Origin of the sequence: Streptococcus timonensis (assembly GCF_900095845.1) — a bacterium.
Classification (GTDB): Bacteria; Bacillota; Bacilli; order Lactobacillales; family Streptococcaceae; genus Streptococcus; species Streptococcus timonensis.
On sequence record NZ_FMIX01000004.1, the window covers coordinates 574,808 to 598,956 of the forward strand.

The following is a 24,149-nucleotide window of genomic DNA, read 5'->3' on the forward strand; positions in this document are numbered from 1 at the left end:
TCATGAATACACGTGTCTTTAAAGACATCTCAAAATACCAACATAGGGCTTGGTTAGGTTTCACTACAAGGCAAATCATCTTTGTTTTACCAGCCTTTATTGTCACAATTATTGTTTTGGGCTTGAATCTCTTTTTCTGGCAATTTGGAGATTGGTTTGTTTACGGTTTTGTGTTTGCCTTTACCATCCCCCTCATGCTTTTTGGAGTCTATAAACCCAATGATTTATATTTTGAACATTATTTGAAATACCGTCTTCATTTTGAATTAACGGTTCCCCTACGCACAATTACAGGAAAGAAAGGACATGAACATGAAAAGAAAATCAAATACATTAAAGAAACAAAAAGCTTCAATGACTTATAAAAAGGAAGAAGTTAAAGGGAAAAAAGAGGAAGTGTTACCCTCTACGGCGAATACCATTTCCTATCAAGCCCTGTATCAAAATGGTCTGATGCAGGTAAAAGAAGATTATTTCTCACAAAGCTATTTACTTGGTGATGTCAATTACCAGACCGTTGGTTTAGAAGACAAGGGGGCAATCATTGAGAAGTATTCTGATTTGATTAACTCCCTAGATGACCAAACCAACTTCCAATTGACTATCTTTAATAAAAGATTGAATTTAGAAAAATTCAGACAAAGTGTTTTGTATGAGGAAAAAGAAGATGGATATGATAGCTATCGTAAAGAATTGAATCGGATGATGAATCAGAATTTAGACAGTGGTGAAAATAATTTTTCAGCTTTGAAACTGATTAGCTTTGGTAGAAAGGATGCTAATCCCAAACAAGCCTATCGTTCCTTGTCCCAAATTGGAGAATATTTCAAGAGTGGTTTCTCAGAAATTGATGCACGTTTTGAATCCTTGGCTGGTGAAGAACGTGTCAACTTGTTGGCGGATATGCTTAGAGGAGAACACCATCTTCCTTTTTCTTACCGTGATTTAACGAGATCGGGTCAGACAACTCGTCACTTCATAGCACCTAATCTCTTGGATTTTAAAAACAAGAATTACCTACAAATCAATGACCGCTTATTGCAGATTGTCTATGTGAGAGACTACGGCATGGAATTAGGGGATCAGTTTATTCGAGACCTCATGCAAGGAGATTTGGAATTGATTGTAAGCCTTCATGCTCAAAGTTCGACTAAGGCAGATGCTATGAAGAAACTACGAACAAAGAAGACCTTGATGGAATCTCAAAAGATTGGGGAACAACAAAAACTAGCTCGTACAGGTATCTATTTGGAAAAAGTAGGTCATGTATTAGAAAGCAATATCGATGAAGCTGAGGAACTCTTAAAAACCATGACCGAGACAGGAGATAAACTATTTCAAACGGTCTTCTTGATTGGTGTTTTTGGTCAGGATGAAGAAGAACTCAAACAAGCCCTAGACACGATTCAACAAGTGGCCGGCTCAAATGACCTAATGATTGATAAACTTCCATATATGCAAGAAGCAGCTTTTAATAGTTTGCTGCCATTTGGTTGTGATTTTTTAGAGGGAGTATCACGGAGTTTATTAACATCTAATGTAGCAGTGAACTCACCTTGGACTTCAGTAGATTTACAAGATCGTAGTGGGAAATATTATGGTATCAATCAAATCTCAAGCAATATTATTACCATTGATCGTAGCCTATTAAATACACCGTCTGGTTTGATTTTAGGGACATCTGGAGCTGGAAAAGGGATGGCAACCAAGCATGAAATTATCACGACCAAAATCAAGGAATCTGGTGAAAATACAGAAATTATCATTGTGGATCCAGAAGCGGAGTACAGTGTCATTGGACGGGCTTTTGGTGGAGAAATGATTGATATTGCGCCCGATTCTCAAACTTATCTCAATGTCCTTGACTTGTCTGAGGAAAATATGGATGAGGATCCTGTAAAGGTAAAATCAGAATTTCTTTTATCCTTTATCGGTAAGTTATTGGATAGAAAAATGGATGGGAGAGAAAAATCGATTATCGACCGAGTTACCAGACTCACCTATCAGTCATTTAAAGAGCCTTCTTTGGAAGAATGGGTCTTTGTCTTGAGCCAACAACCAGAAGAAGAAGCGCAGAATCTGGCACTTGATATGGAACTGTATGTCGAAGGTTCTCTTGATATTTTTTCTCATAAGACCAATATTCAGACAGGATCTAACTTCTTAATCTATAACGTTAAAAAGTTAGGAGATGAGCTGAAACAAATCGCTCTTATGGTAGTGTTTGATCAGATATGGAATCGTGTTGTTCGGAACCAAAAATTAGGGAAGAAGACCTGGATTTATTTTGATGAAATGCAGCTTCTCTTATTAGATAAATATGCCAGTGATTTCTTCTTTAAATTGTGGAGTCGTGTCAGAAAATATGGAGCCAGTCCGACTGGGATAACCCAAAATGTCGAAACCTTATTGTTAGATCCAAATGGTAGACGGATTATTGCAAATAGTGAATTTATGATTCTCCTCAAGCAAGCAAAAAATGACCGAGAAGAATTGGTTCAACTCTTAGGATTGTCAAAAGAACTTGAAAAATACCTAGTCAATCCAGAAAAAGGTGCAGGACTGATAAAAGCTGGTTCCGTTGTAGTTCCCTTTAAAAATAAGATTCCTAAAGGTACTCAATTGTTTGATATCATGAGTACAGATCCTGATAAAATGGCTTCTAATTAAGGGGAAGGTAAATGAAGGATAAAAGAGAAATCATACGTGCCCGAAAGGCATTTAGAAGAAGTCTAAAAGATGAGAAGAAATTCTTGAAAAAAGGAAAGAAGGAGGTGAAGAAACAGAAAAAAGATTCCGCTGTACTGGATGAAAAAAGATGGAAAAAAGAGATAAAGGAAAAGTTAGAGGAGATGAGAGAAGCTTCAAAGGCTAGAGTAAAACAAGCAAATGAAGACTACAATCATATTCTTCAAAATAGTCCTCCATCTCTTTTAAATCGCAAAGAACTAAGAGACAGACGATTGCCTCATGCTAGGAAACGATTGAAAATAGCCAAGAAGCAATTTAAGGAAGCCAAGGTAGAAGCAAAAGAAGAAAGAAAAGAGAGTCGTAAAGAAAGAAAAACCAATCAAAAATTTTTCTACGGTCAGGAATCGAAACATAAATCTAATTTTTTCTTTCAAGGGAAGAGTTTAGAAGAATTAAAAGCTAAGAAAGAAGTCAAGGCCGCAAAAGAGAATCTAAAATCTACTAAACAAGCCTATAAGTCCAAAAAAGTCAGTAGGAAAGCCAAAACTTTTCTTTATGTCCTTGGACGTGAAGGTGGAGAGTTAGCTTCAGATAATGAAGATTTAGAAGGCTATCGCACACTTCAAGAGACAATTAGAAAAGGAAAACGCTACAGTCGCCTTTCTTATAACCTTGGAAAAGCTAGTGTCAAAACAGGACAAGCAACAGGTCGTTTTACCAAGAAAAGACTGACCAACACAAAAGAGCGATACCATCATTTTAAGGATGGAAAAGGATGGAAACTATCGAAAGATAACCCAAGTTCCCTTAAAAATCGGTTTCGAAAATTAAAGAAACAAAGTCTTACGAGTGTCCGAAATATCTATCAAAAACTAAAAGCAGCCTTTTCCTTCTTTACATTTACGGCTGGAAATCCTGCAACATGGATAGTTGGAGGATTAGTCTTTCTTCTCTTACTTATGATGAGCTTCTTTTTAGGATTTTCATCTGCTAGTTTGATTCAACAAGATGAATTTGAATTAACAAAAGCTTATACCCACCTAACTTGGGAAGACGCAGAACATACTCGTACAAATGACAAAGGAATTACCTATTACACAAAAGTTGATGATGTGATGGGGTATATGAACTTTAAATTCCATGACTATGAGTTACACAAACCAGTTCACTTATTTAGTTCAGAAACTTACAAGGATTATCTATCTACTTTGTGGCATGATTTAAACGATGGGGAAGATTTGAAATCCATGCAAGACCTCTATGAAACTCCTAAGTATAAACTATCGAAAGACGATCAAGAGGAAATGAAGGAACTAAAAGAAGAAGGTATCTATGCTTCCATGCAGGAATTGGACAATCCATTTGAAGGGAAAAGTAACGAAGATAGTTTGACCATGACTTATCGTTACGGATATTATGATCTAGACGGAAAACCTACCCTTCAGGAGTACATTCTACTAGAAGCAAAGGCTCACCAAACAATTGTCGCACCAATGGATGGAGTTGTATCTCTAGATGGAGACAATGTTATTCTCACTAACGGAAAAGGAGAGAATGAGAGTCGATTGACCTTGTATTCTATTCATAATGGCCGTGCGATTGAGGGAACAAGAGTCCTAACAGGTGATATTATTGGTGAAACACCAGACGATACAGGTTTGAAAGTTTCCTATCAAAAGTATAAGAACAAGAAAGAAAAATTGGTGTATGTCAATCCGCAATTTTATTTTCCAAAAGTCATTCAACTTCAGACCACTATCTTACCAGCCATTGGTCAGTTTGGTGGGGATGAGTTTGAACGAGCAAAACATATTTATGAGTTTTTGAAATCTCAAGGGGCAAGTCCCCAAGCCATTGCGGCTATTTTAGGAAATTGGTCGGTAGAGTCTTCTATCAATCCTAAACGAGCTGAGGGAGATTATTTATCTCCTCCAGTTGGCGCTACCGATTCCTCATGGGATAATGAAACCTGGTTAGCGATAGGAGGACCAGCCATTTATAGTGGTGCTTATCCTAATATTCTTCATAGAGGTTTAGGTTTAGGGCAATGGACGGATACTGCAGATGGTTCAACACGTCATACAGCTTTATTGAATTATGCACATAGCAAAAATAAGAAGTGGTATGATTTAGACCTCCAACTTGATTTTATGCTTCATGGGGATAGTCCTTACTATCAAAGTTGGTTAAAGGATTTCTTTAAAAATACGGGCAGTGCAGCCAATCTCGCCCAACTCTTCCTTACCTATTGGGAGGGAAATTCTGGTGACAAACTACTGGAAAGACAAACCAGAGCAACGGAATGGTATTACCAAATTGAAAAAGGTTTTAGCCAAACAAATGGAGGTCAGGCAAAAAGTGACCCGCAATCCCTTGAAGGTGTTCGTGGAGACTTGTATGATCATTCTGTTCCTGGTGGTGGAGATGGTATGGCTTATGCTTATGGACAATGTACATGGGGTGTTGCGGCTCGTATGAACCAGTTAGGCTTAAAATTAAAAGGTAGAAATGGAGAAAAGATTTCAATCATTAATACCATGGGAAATGGTCAGGACTGGGTTGCGACAGCTTCAAGTCTTGGTGGGGAAACTGGCTCTACACCAAGAGCAGGTGCCATTGTTTCTTTTGTGGGAGGTACACATGGCACACCAGCCATCTACGGTCATGTGGCTTTTGTAGAGAAAGTGTATGATGATGGTTCTTTCCTAGTTTCTGAAACAAACTATGGTGGCAATCCTAACTATACCTTTAGAAAAATCTCTCAAGCAGATAGTGACATCAGTTTTGCTTATACGGTGAAATAAAAGAATCATGTCATCAGTTTAGGTGACATGATTCTTATTTTTTATAGAGTGACATATTTAACGCCATAGGCTGATAACTTACTTGATGATCGTCTTTAATCAATTGACTGTAAGTAACAAATCCGAACTGTTCATAAAATTGAATGACTTTAGGATGATTGATACTATCTAAAAATACCATCTGAGTTCCTACAATTGCTCGAAATTCTTCAATTTTTTGAATTACAATTTCAAATAACTCTTGTCCTGATAGTTTATTTAGCTTTGTGTTTTTGCCGAATTGACCGATAAGTAACACAGGGAGATAATCAATATTTTTGGGACTTTTCCCTTTTAGGACGAGTTTCTTTTTTAAGGATTCCTCTAAATCAGAAATATCAACAACTTTGAGAGATAAACTAAAGAATCCTATGATGTTATTTGTTTCAGTTTCTTCAACGATAAAATTACGAGAACGATGTTGTTTTTCAAAATTGGGAGCTTTATCAGATAGATAAGTCAACATCTCTTCATTATCTTTGAAATTAACATTTTCTAAAATGATAGTTTTAAATAGCTCCTGAACTTGTTTCTCAGTTTTATCAGGAGCCAGCACTTGAATATTTTCAAGATATTGCTTAAGTGGTGTTACTTGAATTGTCATCTTACAGATACTTTAAAATGAGTTTATTTTTCGTTGGAGCGGTAGCGTCTTGTGATTCAATAGATTTCAAGACTGCTTGTAGCTTTTTAGATGGTTCATGATTAAGAATTTTTAGAGCATCTTCGTTTGTTAGTTTTATATCACGTGTTAAACTGATTGTAGCCATTTGTTCTACCTCCTGTTTCTACTTAAATTCATTATAGCTTATTTTGAACAAAAGTTCAATCTAAAGATAGTGTATGTTTTCTATAGTGTATAAATCCAAAATAAGTTTTTCTCTTGCGTTTGTAGCTCATATTCGTTAGAATAATGGTGTAGATGAGTGGTCGGCTCATGGTCAATCTGATAGTAATCTTGGACATAAGGGCCAAGCGGTGGCGGACACCAGAACAAAATCCGATAGCAATCTTGGACGTAAGGGCCAAGCGGTGGCAGACACCAGAATAAACCGACTGACTAGGTGGCTTACAGGTTCTGTAAGTCATCTTTTTACTTTGATAATAATGTTTTATCATTTTAAGGAGAACGCAGTTTTGGCTCGTTCTCTTTTTTGTTGTGATACTTCTTTCAAGGAATATTTGGTAGGATTGGAGTGAAAAAAGATTAACTAGGAAAGAAGGAAGTATATGGAAGCCATTTATCAACGTGATTCGGATCAAGATGGATTAACTGATGCTCAAGAATTGGCGCTAGGAACCAATCCTCTTAGCGCAGATTCTGATGGTGATGGACGTTCAGATTTAGTGGAAGTAGAAGAAGGAACCAATCCCTTAGAAAAAGATTTACAAGACATAGGCCAAACAAGTCTAACTGAACCATCTTCAGTATTTATGGAAATGAAACAAAAGATTTCAGATATGATGGAGAGTCACTACAAGGAATTTATACAGGCTCTGATTAGTATTGAAACAGGGATTGAAAACCAACAAGACCTAGAAGACTTATATACTTACTACATGAGAACAGATGCCGTTTCTCTTTTGTCTAGTGATTTAGAAACCAGTCCTCAAGAGGTTGAAATGGAGATAGAGTTGTAGGGGAATCATGTGATTCTCCTATTTTCGTATAGATGAAAGGAGCGAGTATGGAAGTAATGCAATTATTGGCTATGTTTCGTGGAACAATTTCAAAAGATAGGGAGAAAATGAACCTATTTCTTCGTTATCAAGCGCAACATTTTGATGAGAAATGGCAGGACTTGGTAGAGAGTTTTTTGGCTGAAGAGGGCAAGATAGAAGAGATACCTCATGTGTATTCGTTTCATCAAGATATTATTTCTTTCCTAGAAGCTAGTTCTGAAAATAATGACCAAGATTTAGAAAGTTACACAAGAAATTTTGGACAAGCAGGTCTAGATAAATTATCTCAATTAAGTAGTTGGGAGAAATACTTGGTGCTAGAAGTCGCAACCTATAACCTTTCCACTCGATTTTATATCCAATCTGAAAAAGAGAAGCTAACACCATTAAGTGAGCTTGTATTTCATCAGAATCAGGATGTCAATTTAGTCAATGTCTATCGGGTTGCGAATAATCTATCTGACCGTATTAGTAGAGATATAGAGGAATTTCTTCTAATGGTTGATTCCAAAGAACTAAAAAAAGAGGTTCTTGAGATTCATTTTGAAGAAAAAGAGGAAGATGTTCTAGCCTATTTGGGTTCAGAATTGATGGCTACTTTAGATACCGTTACGGATCTTGTCCATCATGAAGAAAACTACACACAACTCCCACTGATACAAAAACTGAAGATTATTACTCATTTTGATGAAGTGAAAGCTATAAGAGAAAAGTCTAATCAAGTAGAGGAATCTTTATCTCCTTCAAGTGATATTGAACAGGAAACGGAAGAAACGAACTCTTTTTCTAATGTCGATAAAATAGTAGAAGAAGCTTTGAGGGAATATCCAATTGGTTCACAAGTAAGTTATAAAGGACAAGTATTTCAGTTGGTTTCGATTGAAAATGCTCAGTTAAATGACTTGGTTCGCCTAGAACTATTCAGTGATTCCAACCAGTTATTTGAAGAGAATCCTATCTTATACTTGAACAGTTTGGAAGAGATTGAACAAGTCTTGTCTCATGTAGAACTTGAAAAAGAAGATTCAGAGATTGAGATTGATCCATCAAGTGAAAGTCAGGAAATAGATTTGTTTTCCTACCTGGAAGAAGATAATGAAAAGGAAAAGGAGAAGGAAACAAAACCTTTAATTTCAGGTATAGAAGAGACGGATGTTACTGTTCAAGATTTTGTTTTTCCAGATGACTTAGAGGACTTTTATCCTAAGACAAATCGAGAAAAGATTGAAACGAATATCGCCGCAATTGAACTTGTTAAAAGATTAGAAAAAGAGGGACGACAAGCGAATCCAGAAGAACAAGAACTACTAGCCAAGTATGTTGGATGGGGTGGTCTTGCCAATGAATTTTTCGATGAACTCAATCCAAAGTACGAATCAGAACGTTTAACTCTTAGGAGCTTAGTAAGTAAATCAGAATACTCCACCATGAAACAAAGTTCTCTTACAGCCTATTATACAGACCCACTGATTATTCGCCAGATTTGGCAAAAATTACTGGATGATGGTTTTGAAGGAGGAAGGATTTTAGATCCTTCTATGGGGACTGGGAACTTCTTTGCGGCTATGCCTAGAAGTATACGAGAGAGGTCAGAACTCTATGGAGTTGAATTAGACAGCGTGACAGGCGCAATCGCAAAACAACTCCACCCCAATACCCATATTGAAGTGCGAGGATTTGAAGAAGTTTCCTATCAAAATAATAGTTTTGATTTAGTCTTAACGAATGTTCCTTTTGGAAATTTTCGCATTGCAGATAAAAACTATGATAAACCTTATATGATTCATGATTACTTTGTCAAACACTCACTTGATTTAGTAAGAGATGGAGGACAAGTTTCGATTATCTCTTCTATTGGCACAATGGATAAACGGACAGATAATGTCTTACAAGAGATTAAATCCAACACTCATTTTTTAGGGGGAGTTCGTTTGCCGGATACGGCTTTTAAAAAGATTGCAGGTACTCGAGTGACCACAGACCTCCTCTTCTTTCAAAAGGATCAAGCAAAGAATCTTAATGAAGAGGAACTAGTTTTTAGTGGTTCTATTCCCTTTGAGGAGGATAAGCGTGTCTGGATCAATCCTTATTTTGATGGGAAATACAATACACAAGTTTTGGGTCAATATGAGGTACGTAATTTTAATGGAGGAACCCTCAATGTTAAGGGGGTATCAGAAACATTAGCTACTGACATAATGAAAGCATTAGAGAATGTAGAAGCACCTAAACAAATTGACAATTCTTTGAAAGTACCTGTTTTTATCCAAGAAGAAGTGGATAATTCTATCCCAAGTCGTATACGTGAGGACTTAACGCTCTATTCTTTTGGATATGAGGGAAATCAAATTTATTACCGAGATACGCATGGCATTCGGAAAAGTTCAAAAGTTGACGAAATTAGTTATTATGTAGATGAAAAGGGAGATTTTAAAGCTTGGGACAGTTCTTTGTCTGAACATAAAATAGACCGATTCGTGCAACTTCATTTGACTGATGAGGAAGCACTAGATGTATACAAGTCAGAAGAAGCGAGTAAAAGGGGGAAATATAAGGGACTGTTCAAAAAAACTGTCTTTTATGAAAGTCCCTTATCGGATAAGGATATTAGTCGCATTAAGGGCATGGTTGATTTGAGAGAGACCTATCAATCCTTAATTGAAATTCAACGTCATCCAGATTATAGTCGGACAGATTTTCAGGTATTACTTAGTAAACTCAATCGTGACTATGATCGCTTTGTAAGTCAATTTGGATACTTGAATGCCTCAGTCAATCGGAACTTATTTGATAGTGACGATAAGTATTCCTTACTAGCAAGTTTAGAAGATGAATACATTGATTCTAAAGATCAGAAAGTAAAATATAAAAAATCTTTAGCCTTTGAGAAAGCATTGGTTAGGCCAGAGAGAGTGATTACAAGAGTATCAACGGCTTTAGATGCCTTAAACTCTAGTTTATCGGATGGTAGAGGGGTTGATTTAGACTATATGGTATCAATTTATCCCGAACATAGCCAAGCTGCTATTTTAGATGAGTTGGGAGACCTGATTTTAATGGATCCAGAAAGTTATTTAAGAGGAGAAAGAAAATATCTTTCTAAGAACCAGTTTTTATCAGGAGATATTCTCAACAAGATAGAAGTAGTTCAACTATTAGTGGAGGAAAACAACCAAGAATATGATTGGAGCCATGCTTTAGATTTGTTAGAATCTGTTCGCCCTCCAAGGATTCATCTGGCAGATATTGAGTTTAAAATAGGGTCACGTTGGATACCTCAATCTGTTTATGGTAAATTTGCCTTTGAATGTTTTACCAATCGTGAATTTGAATTGTCTTCGCCTGATGTTGAACAAGTCATTGAAGTGAATCCTGTCGATGGCCAAGTTCATTTAAGGACATCATTTGCTTATCGCTATCCAAGTGCCAAAGATAGTAGTCTTGGAGTTAGTGGGTCACGTTATGATACAGGAAGAAAGATTTTTGAGAATTTACTTAATTCGAACCAACCGACTATTACTATGACTGTTACGGAAGGAGAAAAGAAAAAGACTATCACAGATTTGGAAAAAACCTCTGTTCTAAGAGCAAAAGAGCAGCATTTACAAGAGCTCTTTCAAGAATTTGTCTCACGGTATCCAGAAGTCCAACAAGTCATTGAAGAAAGTTACAATCGTCTTTATAATCGGACGGTTAGTCGAGAGTATGATGGTAGCCATCTAGTCATTGATGGCTTGGCACAAAACATCAGTCTTCGTCCTCATCAAGAGAATGCCATTCAAAGAATCGTAGAAGAAAAAAGAGCCTTGTTAGCTCATGAAGTAGGTTCAGGAAAGACCTTGACCATGCTTGGTGCTGGGTTTAAATTAAAGGAGTTGGGGATGGTTCATAAGCCCTTGTATGTAGTGCCCTCTAGTTTGTCTGCTCAATTTGGTCAAGAAATCATGAAATTTTTCCCTACTAAAAAAGTCTTTGTGACCACTAAGAAAGATTTTGTGAAGGCGAGAAGAAAACAATTTGTTTCTCGTATTATTACAGGAGATTACGATGCCATTGTCATTGGGGATTCTCAATTTGAAAAAATCCCTGTCAGTAAGGAAAGACAGATGAATTATATCGAGGATAAACTCAATGAACTACGAGAGATTAAAACACATTCTGAAAATAAGTACACCGTTAAAGAAGCAGAGCAATCAATAAGTGGTCTTGAGAGACAGTTGGAAGAACTCCAACGCTTTAATCGTGATAGTTTTATTGATTTTGAGAACTTAGGAATTGATTTTCTCTTTGTGGATGAAGCACATCACTTTAAAAATATACGTCCAATTACTGGACTTGGAAATGTAGCAGGGATCACCAATACAACGTCTAAGAAGAATGTGGATATGGAAATGAAGATTCGACAGATTCAGGAAGAACATGATTTTAAAAATATTGTCTTTGCGACAGGAACACCTGTTTCAAATTCAATTAGTGAGCTGTATACTATGATGAACTATATTCAACCGGATATCTTAAAACGCTATCAAGTTGATTATTTTGACTCTTGGGTAGGTGCTTTTGGAGAAATTCAAAACTCTATGGAATTAACTCCTACAGGGGATAAGTACCAGCCTAAGAAACGATTTAAAAAGTTTGTCAATCTACCTGAGTTGATGAAAATCTATAAAGAAACAGCCGACATTCAAACACAAGATATGTTGGATTTACCTGTACCAGAAGCCCATATTATCCCTATTGAGAGTGAGTTAACTGAAAACCAGAAACTCTATTTAGAAGAATTAGTTATGAGGTCAGATATGGTCAAATGTGGAACAGTTGATCCGAGTCAGGATAACATGTTAAAGATAACAGGTGAGGCACGGAAACTAGCTATTGATATGCGTTTATTGGACTCTAGTTATAGTCTAGCAGACAATCATAAACTGCTTCAGGTAGTGGATAATGTTGAAAGAATTTATCGTGAGGGAATGGAAAATAAGGCTACTCAGATGATTTTTTCAGATATTGGAACACCTAAGAAAAAGGATAATGGCTTTGATGTCTATTCTGAAATAAAGGCTTTATTAGTTGATAGAGGAATCCCTAGTAAGGAAATTGCCTTTGTACATGATGCCAATAGTGATGAAAAAAAGAATAGTTTGTCTCGAAAGGTCAATGCAGGAGAGGTGCGGATTCTCCTTGCCTCAACTGAAAAAGGAGGAACAGGTTTAAATGTTCAGAGCAAGATGAAAGCAGTTCACCATCTGGATGTCCCTTGGAGACCAAGTGATATTCAGCAACGCAATGGACGGATTATCCGACAGGGAAATGAAAACAAGGAAGTGGATATTTACCACTACATTACCAAAGGTTCATTTGATAATTATCTATGGGCAACTCAGGAGAACAAACTCCGTTATATTAAGCAGATTATGACTTCTAAGGAGCCGATTCGTGCTGCAGAAGACATTGATGAACAGACTATGACAGCTTCTGATTTTAAGGCACTAGCAACAGGTAATCCTTATCTCAAATATAAGATGGAACTAGAGAATGATCTAACTCTATTAGAAAATCAAAGACGCGCCTTTCAACGCAGCAAGGATCACTATCGTCATACAATCTCCTACTGTGAAGAAAATATGCCCATTCTTGAGAAACGATTAAGCAAGTATGAAGGCGACATTCAACAGTCTGAAATGACGAAAGAACAGGCATTTTCTATGACAGTAGGCAAGCAAGTTTTTGAGCAACGAGCTGAAGCGGGGGAATCCTTACACCGTTTTATCCGTCATAATCAAGCTGACAGCAAAGAATTCCGTACCCTAGCAAGCTATCGAGGATTTGACATTAAAATGCTTAGTCTTCCAACGGATCAGCCTCTTCCTGAAACCTTCTCTGTTAAGATTGTAGGAGAAAATCAATATTCTGTCAGTTTAGATTTGTATTCTCCTTTGGGGACAATTCAAAGACTCCAACATACGATTGATCACATTAAAGAGGACCAAGTGAAAACTCAGAACTTATTGGATGAATTAAAGGATAAATGGAATACTGCTAAGGTAGAAATTGAGAAAAACTTTCCAAAGGAAGAGGATTATCAAACAAAAAAGGCCGAATACGATGTACTCGCGCCATTGATTGAAACGGAAACGGATTTAGATATTATTGATCAGGCCTTAAGACAATTCCATGAAAAAGGAAAAGAAAAGCAAGAACAACTTTCTTTTGAATTGGAGTAAGAAATAGATACAAATAGCGGACAAAAAAAGAAAAGCGCGGTAGAATAAAGATAGAAAGAAACGAGGTAACGATTATGATGGAAGATACCTATTATCAATTAGAAGAGGCTTTGGTACAGGGATTTCAAACACCTGAAGAATACCAAGCCTACAAGGAGTTAAAGGAACATTATGAGGAAGTGACAGGCGATTACAGCTTTTCTATACGAGAACTTACTAGTCAATTGGAAATCGCTCTTCAGAATCATCGAGGTGTGGACTTTGAAGAACATGAGAAAGAGGAGTATTTGGACTTAGTTCAAAAATTAGAAGAGTTTGATTCCTCTCTTGCCACCCATTATCGTCAATTGATTGACTAGAAAGGAGAAAGTCATGAATGATTTACTCCTTATCCCAGTAATTTTTTTAGCAGTAGGAGGAATTCTCATTCTTTTATGGAGACTCTTTCTTATTGCCAGTGGACTTTTCCTTATTGGTTTTATCAGTTTTCTTATTTTCGTGGAGGTCTATGGAATTTATCTGTTCTTTACTGAACCGACTTTATACTTTGATGATATCAGACAACATGGTTTAACTAGTTTTACGGCTGTGTACCTTTTCATCAATCTGATGTTGGTTCTAGGATTCAGTTGGCGTTTCATAAACTCCAAAACTAAGAAAAGTATGTAAACTTGTTAGATGGTTAAAAAACTTTATCTGAATCTAAATTCGGATAAGGTTTTTTATTAGCCTTGATTCTTTCATATACTTCATAACTAAATTGGAGTAATAATTTATGAAAATCGTTATCCTCACTATTATTACTTGTATTTATGGCTTGTTTATGTCGTTCAATATGAGAAAGAGCTCTTCTCAAATTTTCTCCTTTTAATTTGTTCATATTTATATTATAAACTGAAGACAGCTAATTTTGATATTTTTCTCTGAACTGTACGATTTTGCGCCTGAAATGTAGGAATTACCTTTCGTTGTGATGTGATAAAACTTACAAGTTCTTTTTGTTATTCTTGACCTAGTTTTTATAGAAAGAAGGTCTAAGATGTTAAATAAAGTCAAAACTAAAGCCTTAATTGGTTTTGGAGCAGTGGCTGCGACTAGCTTTATTCTCATGATGGGATATACTGCTGGTCAACATTCTACTGCTAAACAAAGTCGCAAAGAAATCGAATTGGCTGCAGCTAAACTTGTAGAGGACAAACAAGCAGAAGATAAAGCCAGCATTTTGTCATCAGATACTGTAAAAGAATTTTTGACACAGTACTATACGAAAGAAAAGCTCGGAGAAAATAATACACGTATTCAACCTTATATGACTGAATCAGCTTATTCTCAAGAATTGTCAAGTCAAAATGATGCCATGAACCAAGTTTATAAGGACTATATTTTGGATTATCATTTTGAAAAAGCAGATATCTTTGTCAATCAGACTACGAATCAAGCCATTGCCATGGTCTCTTATAATGTAACCTATGTATCTGATTTAAAGAATGCCAACCAATCAAAGACAAATCAAACAGAAACCAGAACTGTTAAATTGTCCTATTCTAAACTACCTGGTAAGTTATTGGTCAACCAAGTACAGGTTTGGAAATCTGGGTTAGATGATTTAGATAAGGCAACTCCCAAAACTTTAGAAGAATCCTCATCTGTTCCATCATTACCAAATACTACAACAAAATGATGATATTGCATGGAAATAGAAGAATGTAAGCAAATTTCAATTCTTGATGTAGCCAATCGTTTAGGTATCACCTTTAAACAAGTTTCGAGCAGTGTCTATGAACATCCTGAACACGATTCATTTCGGATTTTTTCAACTACCAATACTTTTAAATGGTTTTCAAGAGATATTCAAGGTGATGTCATTGATTTTGTTCGACTTGTTCAGGGAATTTCCTTTAAAGAAGCTCTAGCCTTTCTTTCTGAAGAACCTTTTCAAAAAGAAGCTGTTCAAGAAAAAAGAGAGAGACCATTTTATTATCCTTTAAAGAGAATAGAAGATTCTAACTGTAGTCTGGCCAGATATTACTTAACAGAATGTAGAGGAATTTCAGAAGAAATCGTACAAAGGATGATTCAACAAGGTTTGATAGCACAAGCCAGTTGGAAAACAAATGAAACTGTTGAACCTGTTATTGTTTTTAAAAGTTTTGATCATCGTCACAAACTGCAGGCAGCAAGCTTACAGGGGATTTATAAGAATCACTCTCTTCCTAGAGAGAGGCTGAAAACGATTCTAAAAGGAAGCCATGGATATATTGGAATATCCTTTGATATTGGTAAACCAAATAGACTGGTCTTTTGTGAATCGTTCGTCGATTTGATGAGCTATTACGAACTTCATCAACAAAATCTATCTGATGTTCGTTTGGTATCTATGGAGGGATTAAAAAGGTCTGTTGTCGCTTATCAAACTTTACGACTGATAGCTGAAGAAAATCAGAAGTTGGAATTTTTAGATACAGTAATACCTTCAAAGTTATTGCCTTTAATCAATACAATTCGTGATACAACCAGCTATTTTGATAATCATCCTGATTTATTGACACTGGCAGTAGATTGTGATGATGCAGGTAAAGATTTTTCTGATAAGTTATCTCAAGCTGGATTGCCTGTTTTACTGGATTTACCTGATAATGAATCTGGGAAAGAAAAAGTAGACTGGAACGATATTCTTCGAGAAAAGAAATCAGATTTACAATTGATGATCGAGAATGCAAAAGAGACATTTGGAAATCCACCAGTAAGACAAACCTCTCAATGTTTAGAATTGTGATAACAAAATCAAGATGTTTTAGCTAATATTAGAATGAAGGAGGATCGTATATGACCATTATTGAACGCTTAGAAGAAAAGGTCACTAGGCAAGAAAGTAAGGTAGCAAGAGAGACAGAAAAACTCGCTGCTTACAAAGAACAACTGGAGACAGCGATGTTTGCGACGTTCAAAAGGCGTCAAAGCATTAGTCACATGAGTTTTGAAGAAGCTCTTGACCATGCCTTTGGTAAAGAAAGACAATTCGATGATTCTGAATTTAGAAAGGATGAAATGAGTGAATGACAAAAGATTGGAATTTTAATCAACCATTAGAAAGCAAATCAGAAAATCAAGAAGATCCAGATAAAATTGCGGCCTTATTTGGAAATCATCAAGGAGGTAATGATGTAAATTATGAAGCAGCTTTTCAAAAGCGAAAACAAGCACCTGTGACGGAATCAAATTCTAGTTCTAAACCCAAAGTTACAGAGGTTAGAACAGGAAAAGAGACAGATATCACTACAAGTTATCAGCAACATCTTAAAAGGCTTATTGCGGATAACAATAGTGATATTCAAAGCAGTCAAAAGAAAATTGAAGAACTACATACTTTGATTGACACTAAGAATAAAGACAATAAGAAATTGCAGTCCATTTATGATGCGATTTCCGAATTAGACTAAGCAGTCCTGATAGGCTGCTTTTTTTTGAGAGGTTATAGATGTTTACAACATTTTTTAAGAAAAATCACGACAATAGTGATGTATTTAAGAAGCTAATTCATAGACTATCTGATATGTCTGTCCAAGATCTTGAAAAAATAGACCGACTGCTAGATATCATTTTCACTCCAAATCAAGAATCACAACAAATAAAAACAGAATTAACTGACAGAGAAGAAACTTTGGACGACACATTAAAGGAAGCTAAGAATCAACTTCATAAGGAACAATTGGAGAAGAATTTAGAGAGATTTAGGAAAGACGGAAGGAAGTGAATAGTTTTATAAAATTTTCTTTTACTGGAATAAATTCTTGTGTTATACTTTTTGTATAGACTAGAGAAGGAAGTAAATATTTTGGAGTTGACTACCAAGCAGGAAAAGCAACTAGGTCAGACGCAGTGGTTTCATGCTACATTATTGAGACATTTAGAATCCTTAAAAAAAGGAATCGATGTTAAATTTAATTTAGGAAGTGAGCTAGACTTTGGACCTGGTTTCTATATCACACCTGACTTTGAACAAGCTAGAAAATTTATTAACAAGCAAGTTGAAGTATTAAATCGAAGCACCTCTAATAATAATATTTTTGACTCAGAAGAAGAAGTAGGAATTATAGTAGAATTTCGTATTTCAAATTTTATAGAAATTTTTAAGAACCCTGACTATCATTGTCACTATTTTGCAAAACATAAAAAGTCAGAGTCAGATTTAGATTTTGCTGAATTTGTCGTTCAAAATCGGGAAAATCCAGATGAATTACAACACCATTTTGATTTTATCTATGGTGTTCAGACTGATGACAATCCAACCCAAGCTTTAGCTCGTTTTCGTCAGAATGAAATTACAAAAGAAGAAATGCTTGCTGAGTTTAGAAAACCATATTCTTTTAAACAATTATCCATCCACAACCAATCTTTTTGTGATATAATGAAAATAGAGAAGGTTTATCAATCAAAAACAGGAGAGGAGTTACAAAAATGGCAGTAGTATCATTGGAAAATAATATTAAACTATATAGTTCAGAATTATTTCAAGCACTATTAAAAGCCTCTAATTATAAATTGGATAAGCGTATTGCTCAGACTGTTGCAGAAGGCTATGCTCGTAATCTAGATTATTCTGATCCTGAACTGATGCATGTTGGTGTAACTTCGGTTGCTAACAATCTGCTTACAAAAATTAAACAAGAGTATTTTAATGTATAGTATTTTGAAAAGCCACCGAAAAAGGAATTACTCTTTAAGGTGGCTTTTTTAGAAGTAAAGTTTAGGCTAGAAAAACAAGAAGTAACGCACCAAAAATGGTGCATTTCTTTTTTCTAAATGTTATGGCTCTTTGTCAACTGTAGTGGGTTGAAGAAAAGCTAAGATCTAGAAAGGACACATTTCATTCTTTCTTTTTTGATGTTCAGAGCGATAAAAATCCGTTTTTTGAAGTTTTCAAAGTTTCGAAAACCAAAGGCATTTCGTTTGATGAGTTTAATGAGATTATTAGTCGCTTTCAATTTGGCGTTAGAATAGGGTAGTTGAAGGTCGTTGACGTTCCAAAGGAAACAGCACAACTCTTGAAAAGTATGGGAGATGAAGTACAATTAGCTTTGATTGCGACAAAGCCATCTGAGCACCCTTATCCGTTATGAAGAACTGTACGCTATCAATTCAGATCAAGCACGCGCAACTCTAAAAGAACATCATGATTTCATTGTAAATCATCTAGTTGATAATACAAGACAATTGGAAAAACTAGCTATCTTTGAAAGAATTCAAATTTACCAACGAGATAGAAGTTGTGTATATGATTCAAGAGAAGACAAAACTTCAGCAGCAACCGTTCTACATGATTTACTATTTGGAGAATGGAATCAAGTCGAGAAAGAGATGCTTAAATCTGGAGAAGAAAGATTGAAAGATTTAACTAATCGAAATGGTAGTTAGAACACAAATTTTAAAATATAATCTACTTATAACTTTTGTTAGTTGTTTGAGGTGGTCGAAAAGTCTTTAGAATCAAAAAAACGCATAGTATTAGGTGTTGAAACTTGATACTATGCGTTTTCTTCAGGAATTGAGATTTTGCCCATCTCTTTTTATTATATTTAAGGATACTTGAAAGTTATATTTTAGAAAAACAATTATGGAGTTCTAAATACGGAATATAGTATAAATGCGGATTCAAATTTATTGAGAAGAGAAATTCTCCAAAGGAAAAGAACCCCACAAGAAAAATCGATATAGATAAGTCGCTATTATTCAGAAATGAGTCAAATTAATTTATATTATTTTAGAATCATATTTAAATTCTCTTGTGCTTATTAGATTTTGAATTCTATCAAGTGGTATATTCATTATTTATGTGTTTTATGAACGGTGCATTATTTTCACACAAAAATGTAGGCTTTAACATCGTATATTTTTCTGTGATCTGCGTATTTGAAATATAAAATGGTTTTAATAAATTTCGTTTTGTTATTTGGAAAATTATAAATTTTAAAACTTATTATTGAATTTTCAGAACTATCGGAAAAATAAAAATAAACAGTATATTCAGAAAACTATTGACACACAAAAAAACAAGTGCTAAAATGTACTTAGAAAGTTAGAGGAACTAAAAGTTATCTAAATTTTATATTTAAAGGTGGTATTTAGATAAAAAAGTTTAGTCAGACGAACCACTAGCTTGCTCTATGCTTTCTGGAGTTTTTTTAAAACAGGAGGATAAGAAAATGGAACAAATGTTGTTTGAATTGGAACTTCTTCCAGAGGATGAAGTTATTGTTACTGGTCTCCCTAAATATTGTTCTTTTACTTGTTTAATTACAGGTAATTAATTATACTTTGTTTAAAATAAGTATCTTTACTTACAAAATAGGCTAGTGCTGTGTCTCTAGCCTTTTTTAATAATAGGAGTTTGTTATGGATTTATTAGAGAAAGAATATTTAAAATGTGATAAAAATTTTCAACATGGTGATATTTGGAATTACTATTATTTATCAGATAATGTTCCTGCACAAGGATGGAAAATACATATAAGCTCCCAAATAAAAGATGCTGTAGATATTTTTAAGATTGTGTATAAAATATCCCAACTAAATAATTGTAGCTTTAAAGTTGTTAAAAATTTAAAGGAATTAAAAAAAATTAATTCCCCAAGAGAAATGAGTCCTACAGCTAACAAGTTTATAACTCTATATCCTAATTCAGAATCTGAAGCTAAGAGTATGATTTTTAATCTTACTAGTAAATTATCAGAATTTAAGGCCCCCAAAATACTATCTGATTATCAATGTGGACTACATTCTCCAGTTCATTATAGATATGGGGCTTTTTTAAAAAAACAAGCTTATGATGAAAAGAATAAAAAGGTCATTTATTTATTGTTAGATGAAAGTAACAATAATTATGTTGAAGATAGACGACAAAATTTTCCTAGTCTTCCTAGTTGGAAAAAAGATTTGTTTTCGGAAGAAGAAAAAAAGAATTATTTTCAAACTGCACGTGAAATATCAACCAAAGACTCTACTATAAATAAATATAAAATGGAAAAAATTATTAAGAGATCAAATAAAGGGAATGTTTATCGGGCGATTAGAAGATCGGACGGACAAAAAGTAATTATCAAACAATCAAGACCTTTTGTGAATTACGATGATGAAGGAGAATGGACAGCTATTGATGATATAAAAAATGAGGCTTTCATGCTAAAAAAATTAGTCAATAAAACTTATACTACTAATTTAATTGATGAATTTTATATAGTGGATGATTATTTTATTGTTCAAGAAATGGTTGACGGGTTAAACTTTGAAGAATTTATTAAAGAAACAGAAGCTAATGAAAATATTAGAGAAAAATCGTTAAATAATATAGTTGACATAGTAAATGATGTTCATGAATTGGGATATAAACTTGTAGATATAGGTCCTACAAATTTTATATACACTAAAAAAGGTGATGTAATATTAATAGATTTGGAAGCACTGACTCCTATTGAGGATAAGGTGAGAAGAATCAAAACTCCAATGATGGTTAATCCAGATACCGACTTAACTACCAGTTCAGTTCAGCAAGATTATTTTAGTTTAGCACTAATCGGATTTTTTTTGTTAACTGGTGATTTTTTATCTTTTTCAAAAGGTGATCCAAAAACAGGATTATCGGTCTTTATAAAAATATGTCATCTAATAAAAATAGCGAATTTAAACAATAAGATCACTAAACAACAAGAATACTGGCTATACGATTTATTAATGATGAGCCAAGGAGAAAAAATCAAAAAAATAAAACATTTACAGGATTTTCCAAGAGACACTCTTTTTAATACTCCAGATTTTCTAAGTTATTTTGAAAAATATAATTTTAAAGAAGAAGCCTTGAATATAAAATCATATTTAATCACTAAATCTATGGATAAACTCGGTCGTTTGTTTCCATCAAATGAGTTTGGTGAATTCGTAAGTCCTGCATCTTTTCAACATGGCTTTGGAGGGTTTTTATTTTTTATGAATAAATTTTATGTTGTGGAAGATGGAGATACTGTTAAAGAATGGATTACAAATTTAGAAAATTATGAGGCAAGTAGTTATTTACATGGTTCCTCTCTATTATTTGGTGAGGCAGGATTACTATTTGGAATATTAGATAGGTATGAAAAAACAAAGGAAATATACTTAATAGATATAAGCAAGAGAATAGTTGATAATTTAATGAAAATTTATGACAATATTAGTAACTTTGATTTTGCTATAGGAAAGTCTGGTATCTTACTCAGCTTAATGAAGTATTATACTATTTTCAATGATAAAGATTTAGGAGAATTTATCAAAATAAGGATAAATGATTTATATGTTTTATTAGATTCTGATAAGAAAGAAGGTATATATTTTTATAATTTTGCACATGGTTGCTCAGGTATTGCCTATGTATTAACAGTATATACTGATATTTTTGGAGATATTCGTTATCAAAATAAACTACAAAAATTTTCTGATGAAATATCTGAATTGCTAGAAGAAAAGCTTTCAAGTTTTTCTAAATTAGATAATTTAGGTCTTTCTTGGTGTGAAGGAATCTCAGGATTAATATTATATCTTTGTTTGATTGATAAAGAGAGATACTCTGATGTAATCTATAAATCACAACTTGAAATGCTACAACAATATGAAACTATGGGAACTACTTTTTGTCATGGTTTAAGTAGTTTATTGCAAACAGCAGTATACAATAAAAATCAAAAGGTTGAACAATTGATAAAAAGAATTTTATTGACCCGTTCTTATCGTAAGGATAATGGACTATTGCTATTTCAAGGAGAAGATGGAATGAATAGTTATTTTGACTTTGGTGTGGGAAGTATAGGTATTTATTGGGTTTTACTCGGTTATACATTTCCATTTGAATTAAGTAAAGGAGACTAATATGCATATTTTTCTTAAAAATAGGGCTTTTCGTCAGCTAACAGTGAATGAGTGGGTTTCAAGTTTTGGAGACACTATTTTTTACTTAGCTTTTATCAATTATGTCTCTTCTTATGTCTTTGCTCCCTTAGCTATATTTTTGATTAGTCTGTCAGAAACCATTCCACAGGTCTTGCAGCTTTTTACTGGGGTTATAGCTGATTTTCAAAAAAACCGAATTAGCAAGTATATTTCTATCCTCTTTATCAAAGTCCTCCTCTATTCTGGAGTGGCTTTGCTCCTGACAAGTACCGACTTCTCTCTCTTTTCTGTTTTCTTTATTTGCAGCATGAACTTAATTTCAGATACGATTGGTTTTCTTGCAGGGTACATGTTGACACCGATTTACATACGGCTAATAAACGATGATATGACGGAGGCTATGGGTTTTAGGCAGTCCACGAGTTCCATTGTACGTTTGATAGGTAATCTCAGCGGAGGAGTCTTTTTAGGACTGTTTAGTATTTCTACTCTAGCTTTTGTAAATGTTTTAACCTTTTTATTTGCTTTTCTGGGAAGTCTCCTTATCCGAAACCGCTTGAAAAAAGAGGAAGAAAAAATCGAAGTTCCTCCTTATGTAGGAATGAGTAGCTTTTTCCAGCATTTGAAAGGGTCAATGAAATTATTGATGACTATGGAAGATGTCATGGTCTTGCTTTGGATTTTGTCTATTAGTCAAGCTGTTTTGATGATGGTAGAGCCTGTCAGTGCGATCCTACTGATTAAACATCCGTTCATGGGTTTGTCAACAGGGCAAAGCCTAGCAATTTTGATAATGATAAGCCTTCTCCATGTTATTTTAGGTGGACTTCTGAGTGGATTCTTATCTAAAAAAATTTCTATTCGCCTGAATATTTATTGGAGTCTATTGATGGAATTTCTCATTGTTATAGGTTTTCTACGTGGAAGTTTTTTACTTATTTTACTCGGAAGTGCAGGGGATGCTCTCTCGGCAGGAGTCTTGAGTCCTCGCTTGCAAGCCATGATTTTTGGAATCATTCCTGAGGAGTTAATGGGATCAGTTCAATCATCCATCAATGTTATCAACTTGCTTATCCCAGCTGTCCTATCCCTTGCTCTCGTATTTCTTGCAACAAGTGCTGGTCTGAAAGTTGTTGCTTTTGCTCTTATAATTTTACTACTTATAGCAGTCTATCTAGTTTACCAGATGAAAAACTTACCAAACCAAGAAGAAGTTTAGCTAGAATGTTATGGATAGGTCAGTTTTTACTTGAGAGTTTTATGGAATCGTATTCTCTTTGTATTTGATTATAGATATTTCTTACAACTGTTTTGAACTAAAAATGATAAATTTTTAGGTTAAGTTAGTTAAAAAGAAGAAATTCTTTGTCTAATTTGTAGTCCAAATATTTTTTTGATAGTTATTAATCTAAATTCTGGCTCTTTGTCAACTGTAGTGGGTTGAAGAAAAGCTAAGATCGAGAAAGGACACGTTTCGTCCTTTCTTTTTTGATGTTCAGAGCGATAAAAATCTTTTTTAAGTTTTCAAAGTTCCGAAATCCAAAGGTATTTCATTTGATAAGTTTGATGAGATTATTGGTCGCTTCTAATTTGGCGTTTGAATAGGGTAGTTGAAGGGCACTGACAATCTTCTCTTTATCTTTGAGGAATGTTTTAAAGACAGTCTGAAAAAATGGAGTTCTTAATACGGAATATAGTATAAATGCTGATTCAAAGTGAAGTTTTATATGTTTTTTGCTTTTGTTGAGTATAAAATCTATTAACTACAGTCGAACTACAAAAATTAATTTAA

Annotated in this window: 20 protein-coding genes and 3 pseudogenes; 17 read left to right on the forward strand and 6 right to left on the reverse strand. The window is 34.5% G+C overall.

Going from position 1 to position 24,149, the window contains the following annotated elements:
• The first annotated feature begins 2 nt into the window (after window positions 1-2).
• Genes BQ2679_RS06355 through BQ2679_RS06365 form a run of 3 tightly spaced genes read left to right on the forward strand, consistent with a single transcriptional unit; the run spans window position 3 to window position 5,495 of the window.
• On the forward strand, window positions 3-365 hold the full coding sequence (locus BQ2679_RS06355; protein WP_001097588.1) for a PrgI family protein: 363 nt from the start codon (window positions 3-5) through the stop codon (window positions 363-365).
• Complete coding sequence (locus BQ2679_RS06360; RefSeq protein WP_187364740.1) at window positions 313-2,670, forward strand: VirB4-like conjugal transfer ATPase, CD1110 family; 2,358 nt, start codon at window positions 313-315, stop codon at window positions 2,668-2,670. The genes BQ2679_RS06355 and BQ2679_RS06360 overlap by 53 nt, the downstream gene beginning before the upstream one ends.
• Before the next feature lie 11 nt (window positions 2,671-2,681).
• Window positions 2,682-5,495, forward strand: coding sequence for a phage tail tip lysozyme (locus BQ2679_RS06365; protein WP_075567411.1), 2,814 nt, complete (start codon window positions 2,682-2,684; stop codon window positions 5,493-5,495).
• A gap of 34 nt (window positions 5,496-5,529) precedes the next feature.
• Here the strand turns inward: BQ2679_RS06365 and BQ2679_RS06370 are convergent, their stop codons facing one another.
• The 3 genes from BQ2679_RS06370 to BQ2679_RS10730 are packed head-to-tail and all read right to left on the reverse strand — an operon-like array spanning window position 5,530 to window position 6,623.
• Window positions 5,530-6,138: a hypothetical protein gene (locus BQ2679_RS06370; protein WP_007520216.1), complete on the reverse strand. Its 609-nt coding sequence runs from the start codon at window positions 6,136-6,138 to the stop codon at window positions 5,530-5,532.
• A gap of 1 nt (window position 6,139) precedes the next feature.
• The gene (locus tag BQ2679_RS10865; protein WP_167350217.1) at window positions 6,140-6,304 is read right to left on the reverse strand and encodes a hypothetical protein; all 165 of its coding nucleotides are present in this window, start codon (window positions 6,302-6,304) and stop codon (window positions 6,140-6,142) included.
• 55 nt (window positions 6,305-6,359) lie between these two features.
• On the reverse strand, window positions 6,360-6,623 hold the full coding sequence (locus BQ2679_RS10730; protein ID WP_142324050.1) for a hypothetical protein: 264 nt from the start codon (window positions 6,621-6,623) through the stop codon (window positions 6,360-6,362).
• Between the two features lie 141 nt (window positions 6,624-6,764).
• Here BQ2679_RS10730 and BQ2679_RS06380 point away from each other — a divergent pair, with 141 nt between their 5' ends.
• From BQ2679_RS06380 to BQ2679_RS06395, 4 genes are all read left to right on the forward strand, one after another.
• Window positions 6,765-7,175 carry a thrombospondin type 3 repeat-containing protein gene (locus BQ2679_RS06380; protein WP_075567413.1) on the forward strand — a complete coding sequence of 137 codons (411 nt, stop codon included), beginning with the start codon at window positions 6,765-6,767 and terminating at the stop codon, window positions 7,173-7,175.
• Window positions 7,176-7,222: 47 nt separating this feature from the next.
• Window positions 7,223-13,441 carry a DEAD/DEAH box helicase family protein gene (locus BQ2679_RS06385; protein ID WP_187364742.1) on the forward strand — a complete coding sequence of 2,073 codons (6,219 nt, stop codon included), beginning with the start codon at window positions 7,223-7,225 and terminating at the stop codon, window positions 13,439-13,441.
• Between the two features lie 74 nt (window positions 13,442-13,515).
• Window positions 13,516-13,800, forward strand: a complete 285-nt coding sequence (locus BQ2679_RS06390) for a DUF5962 family protein (protein ID WP_000969635.1) — start codon at window positions 13,516-13,518, stop codon at window positions 13,798-13,800.
• A gap of 13 nt (window positions 13,801-13,813) precedes the next feature.
• Window positions 13,814-14,110 (forward strand): DUF5966 family protein, encoded by a 297-nt coding sequence (locus tag BQ2679_RS06395; protein ID WP_075567415.1) that lies wholly within the window; start codon window positions 13,814-13,816, stop codon window positions 14,108-14,110.
• Between the two features lie 13 nt (window positions 14,111-14,123).
• Here the strand turns inward: BQ2679_RS06395 and BQ2679_RS06400 are convergent, their stop codons facing one another.
• A complete protein-coding gene (locus BQ2679_RS06400) occupies window positions 14,124-14,321 on the reverse strand; it encodes a hypothetical protein (RefSeq protein ID WP_075567416.1) in 198 nt (65 codons plus the stop codon).
• 159 nt (window positions 14,322-14,480) lie between these two features.
• Here BQ2679_RS06400 and BQ2679_RS06405 point away from each other — a divergent pair, with 159 nt between their 5' ends.
• The 7 genes from BQ2679_RS06405 (at window position 14,481) to BQ2679_RS06435 (ending at window position 18,127) form a co-directional block, all read left to right on the forward strand.
• Entirely contained in the window at window positions 14,481-15,122 is a 642-nt protein-coding gene (locus tag BQ2679_RS06405) for a peptidylprolyl isomerase (protein ID WP_075567417.1), read from the forward strand.
• 9 nt (window positions 15,123-15,131) lie between these two features.
• A complete protein-coding gene (locus BQ2679_RS06410; RefSeq protein WP_075567418.1) occupies window positions 15,132-16,217 on the forward strand; it encodes a toprim domain-containing protein in 1,086 nt (361 codons plus the stop codon).
• Window positions 16,218-16,267: 50 nt separating this feature from the next.
• Complete coding sequence (locus BQ2679_RS06415) at window positions 16,268-16,501, forward strand: DUF5965 family protein (protein ID WP_000152419.1); 234 nt, start codon at window positions 16,268-16,270, stop codon at window positions 16,499-16,501.
• Window positions 16,498-16,881 carry a DUF5945 family protein gene (locus tag BQ2679_RS06420; protein WP_075567419.1) on the forward strand — a complete coding sequence of 128 codons (384 nt, stop codon included), beginning with the start codon at window positions 16,498-16,500 and terminating at the stop codon, window positions 16,879-16,881. Before BQ2679_RS06415 ends, BQ2679_RS06420 begins: the two co-directional genes overlap by 4 nt.
• A 38-nt stretch (window positions 16,882-16,919) precedes the next feature.
• Entirely contained in the window at window positions 16,920-17,195 is a 276-nt protein-coding gene (locus BQ2679_RS06425) for a hypothetical protein (protein ID WP_000495444.1), read from the forward strand.
• A gap of 81 nt (window positions 17,196-17,276) precedes the next feature.
• A complete protein-coding gene (locus BQ2679_RS06430; protein WP_000424174.1) occupies window positions 17,277-17,909 on the forward strand; it encodes a DUF3990 domain-containing protein in 633 nt (210 codons plus the stop codon).
• Window positions 17,900-18,127, forward strand: a complete 228-nt coding sequence (locus BQ2679_RS06435) for a hypothetical protein (RefSeq protein WP_000301903.1) — start codon at window positions 17,900-17,902, stop codon at window positions 18,125-18,127. The genes BQ2679_RS06430 and BQ2679_RS06435 overlap by 10 nt, the downstream gene beginning before the upstream one ends.
• A gap of 158 nt (window positions 18,128-18,285) precedes the next feature.
• Here BQ2679_RS06435 and BQ2679_RS06440 read toward each other — a convergent pair.
• Window positions 18,286-18,462, reverse strand: a pseudogene (locus BQ2679_RS06440) (transposase); the annotation flags it as partial.
• Here BQ2679_RS06440 and BQ2679_RS06445 point away from each other — a divergent pair.
• The 3 genes and pseudogenes from BQ2679_RS06445 to BQ2679_RS06455 all read left to right on the forward strand — a co-directional run.
• Window positions 18,448-18,856: pseudogene (locus BQ2679_RS06445) on the forward strand (zeta toxin family protein); the annotation flags it as partial. The pseudogenes BQ2679_RS06440 and BQ2679_RS06445 sit on opposite strands and share 15 nt — an antisense overlap.
• A 978-nt stretch (window positions 18,857-19,834) precedes the next feature.
• The gene (locus tag BQ2679_RS06450) at window positions 19,835-22,336 is read left to right on the forward strand and encodes a class III lanthionine synthetase LanKC N-terminal domain-containing protein (RefSeq protein ID WP_083237586.1); all 2,502 of its coding nucleotides are present in this window, start codon (window positions 19,835-19,837) and stop codon (window positions 22,334-22,336) included.
• A gap of 1 nt (window position 22,337) precedes the next feature.
• Complete coding sequence (locus tag BQ2679_RS06455) at window positions 22,338-23,576, forward strand: MFS transporter (protein ID WP_075567420.1); 1,239 nt, start codon at window positions 22,338-22,340, stop codon at window positions 23,574-23,576.
• Between the two features lie 232 nt (window positions 23,577-23,808).
• Here BQ2679_RS06455 and BQ2679_RS06460 read toward each other — a convergent pair.
• Window positions 23,809-24,117, reverse strand: a pseudogene (locus BQ2679_RS06460) (transposase).
• Window positions 24,118-24,149 lie beyond the last annotated feature (32 nt).